At 56.5% G+C, this 2,924-nt stretch carries 3 protein-coding genes; 2 read left to right on the forward strand and 1 reads right to left on the reverse strand.

What is annotated here, in order from left to right:
* Positions 1–526 (forward strand): ATP-binding protein (locus Q7T06_RS07800; protein WP_304782984.1); only part of this gene is annotated, 526 nt, incomplete at its 5' end.
* Positions 527–598: 72 nt separating this feature from the next.
* Here Q7T06_RS07800 and Q7T06_RS07805 read toward each other — a convergent pair.
* Entirely contained in the window at positions 599–1,426 is an 828-nt protein-coding gene (locus Q7T06_RS07805) for a DUF6279 family lipoprotein (protein ID WP_304782986.1), read from the reverse strand.
* A 78-nt stretch (positions 1,427–1,504) separates the two neighbouring features.
* Here Q7T06_RS07805 and glmU point away from each other — a divergent pair, with 78 nt between their 5' ends.
* Positions 1,505–2,866 (forward strand): bifunctional UDP-N-acetylglucosamine diphosphorylase/glucosamine-1-phosphate N-acetyltransferase GlmU, encoded by a 1,362-nt coding sequence (glmU, locus tag Q7T06_RS07810; RefSeq protein WP_304782989.1) that lies wholly within the window; start codon positions 1,505–1,507, stop codon positions 2,864–2,866.
* Positions 2,867–2,924 lie beyond the last annotated feature (58 nt).

Genomic DNA, 2,924 nt, shown 5'->3' on the forward strand with positions numbered 1-2,924 from the left:
GCGCCTGCGCCGCGGCATCCTGTATCGCGTCGCCGACGAACTGGGCGCGACCAAGATCGCGCTCGGCCATCACCGCGACGACATCATGGAAACCTTTTTCCTCAACATGTTCTTCGGCGCCAAGATCAAGGGCATGCCGCCGAAACTACAATCGGACGACGGCAAGCACATCGTGATCCGCCCGCTGGCGTATGTGAAGGAAGCCGACACCGAGCGCTATGCCGAGGTCAAGAAATTTCCCATCATCCCTTGCGATTTGTGCGGCAGCCAGGAAAACCTGCAGCGCAAGCAGATCAAGGGCATGTTGCGCGAATGGGAGAAACAGCATCCTGGTCGCGTCGACAATATCTTCTCTTCGCTGTCGACCGTCGTGCCTTCGCACCTGATGGACAAAAACTTGTTCGGCTTTGCGGATTTGCAGGCAACCGGTGTCGCCATGGCGGATGGCGATATCGCCTTCGATGAAGAACCGTGCTCGACCGGCAGCACGATATCGAGCGTGATCCCGCTACGCGTGGATGACTGAACGATGCGCGCTGCAGAGATAAAAAAAGCCGGTTATTTATATAACCGGCTTTTTTATTTCCTTACCCATCGCTCAATGTGATGCCAGCTTGTTGAAGTCTGTAATCCAGTCCTGCAGGGTTTTCACGAAGTGTGCTTTTTGCGCCGGCGTCGTCATGTGCATCACGCTTGCCACCATCGCTGCCGTAGCCGCCGTCGATTCGTCGAAGAAGGCCTGGTGCTGCTTGTTGCCGAACCTGTCCACGGTAGCCGCGGTGAATTTTTTCAGCAACGCCACGCTTGCTTCCTTGCCCGGCTTTTCAGTCTGGATTTTCTTCAACAGTGCAATCAACTCTTGCTGCCGGTGCACGCGGTCGGCCATCAGCAACTCATTGTTGAGCGGCCGGGCATCCGATGCAATGCGCATCTTTGCTTCCTGCTCCTTGCTGAAATTGCCAAACCAGTATTCCGCCTGCTTCAAGGCCTTCTTGTAGCGGAATTCCTGGCGCGACTCGATATCGCCGCGCAGGTATTCCTTGCGAAACTTGTCATTGGATTTGATGAATTTCTGTTCCAGATGGCTGATCTGCGTCGCATCCAGCGAGATCGCCAAGTCGGCCAATTCCGGCGCCGCCCGCTCGGCGATCATCAGCACGCGTGTTTTTGCATCGTTATAGTCGGCCAGCAGATCGGCTTGCGTCACCGTCGCCAGATCGCGATGCTGGATGCGGCTGATCAGGCGCACGTATTCCTTCAGCTGCGTCTTGCGGTGCCAGGAAAAAACCTTGTCGATATGGCTTTTAACCCATGGCTTTTGCTCGCTGTCGAAATCAACATAGCTGTTAAGCCACCAGTAGCTGATGAATTCGCCATTGCTGTAGCCTAGCCGGGCGGCGCTGCAACCCAGCAGCACCAATGCCATGCACAATATTGCTGCCTTTTTTGCAAAAGGGCCGATGGGACGCGTGATAAAATTTTGCATTCTTTTAACTGGCTTCCTATGAACATCGTCATTCTTGCTGCAGGTATGGGAAAGCGCATGCAATCCGCGCTACCGAAAGTTTTACATCCGTTGGCAGGCAAGCCACTACTGTCCCACGTAATCGATACGGCGCGGCAACTATCACCCTCCACGCTGTGCGTCATCTATGGCCACGGCGGCGAACAAGTGCCGCAATTGCTGCAAGCACCAGACCTCGCATTCGCCAAACAGGAACCGCAACTCGGGACCGGTCATGCAGTCATGCAAGCCGTGCCGCAACTCGACGACGACGCGCCTACGCTGATCCTGTACGGTGACGTGCCACTGACTACCGCTGCTTCACTGCAACGTTTGTTGGACATCGCCGGCACCGATAAGTTGGGCATCCTGACGGTAGAGATGGATAACCCGACTGGATACGGCCGCATAGTGCGCGAACATGGATCAATTACGCGCATTGTCGAACAAAAAGATGCCAGCGCAGATGAACTTGCAATACGCGAAGTCAACACCGGCATCATCGTCGCACCGACCAGATTGCTGAAAGTCTGGCTCTCCACACTGTCGAACAGCAATGCGCAGGGCGAGTATTACCTGACCGACATCGTTGCCAGCGCAGTCGCCGACGGCGTCGCTGTCGTCTCCGCCCAGCCCGACCATGTGTGGGAAACCCACGGCGTCAACAGCAAGGTGCAGCTGGCCGAACTGGAGCGCGTGCATCAGCACAATATCGCCCACGCGCTGCTCGAACAAGGCGTGACGCTGGTCGATCCAGCCCGCATAGACGTGCGCGGCACGCTGACTTGCGGACGCGATGTGAGCATCGATGTAGGCTGCGTATTCGAAGGCAATGTCACGCTGGCAGACGGCGTACGCATAGATGCATATTGCGTGATCCACAATACGACGGTCGGTACGCAAACCCACATACGTCCGTACAGCCATTTTGAAAATGCAGTGGTCGGTGCCGACTGCATCATTGGGCCTTACGCGCGCCTGCGCCCGGGCACTGTGCTGGCGGAAGACGTACACATAGGCAATTTCGTCGAAGTCAAAAACAGCGAGATCGCCGCCCACAGCAAGGCCAATCACCTGACCTATATCGGCGACTCGACAATAGGCTCACGCGTCAACGTAGGCGCCGGCACGATCACCTGCAACTACGATGGCGTGAATAAATCGCGCACCATCATAGAAGACGATGCCTTCATCGGCAGCGCCACGCAACTGGTTGCGCCTATACGCGTCGGCCAGGGCGCGACGCTGGGTGCCGGCACGACGCTGACCAGAGATGCACCAGCTGGCAAACTGACGGTTTCGCGCGCGAAGCAGGTCACGGTGGAAGGCTGGCAACGGCCGGTCAAAATCAAGAAATCATAAAGTCATAAGGGTCGAAAGCAGATGTGCGGCATAGTCGGAGCGGTTGCCAAGCGCGATA

Origin of the sequence: Herminiimonas sp., from assembly GCF_030645555.1 — a bacterium.
Classification (GTDB): Bacteria; Pseudomonadota; Gammaproteobacteria; order Burkholderiales; family Burkholderiaceae_D; genus Oxalicibacterium.

What these genes read in the sequence shown, in the direction of transcription:
- Q7T06_RS07805 (WP_304782986.1), bottom strand. Translation starts at nt 1,426, where the DNA reads ATGGCATTGGTGCTGCTGGGTTGCAGCGCCGCCCGGCTAGGCTACAGC.
- glmU (WP_304782989.1), top strand. Translation starts at nt 1,505, where the DNA reads ATGAACATCGTCATTCTTGCTGCAGGTATGGGAAAGCGCATGCAATCC.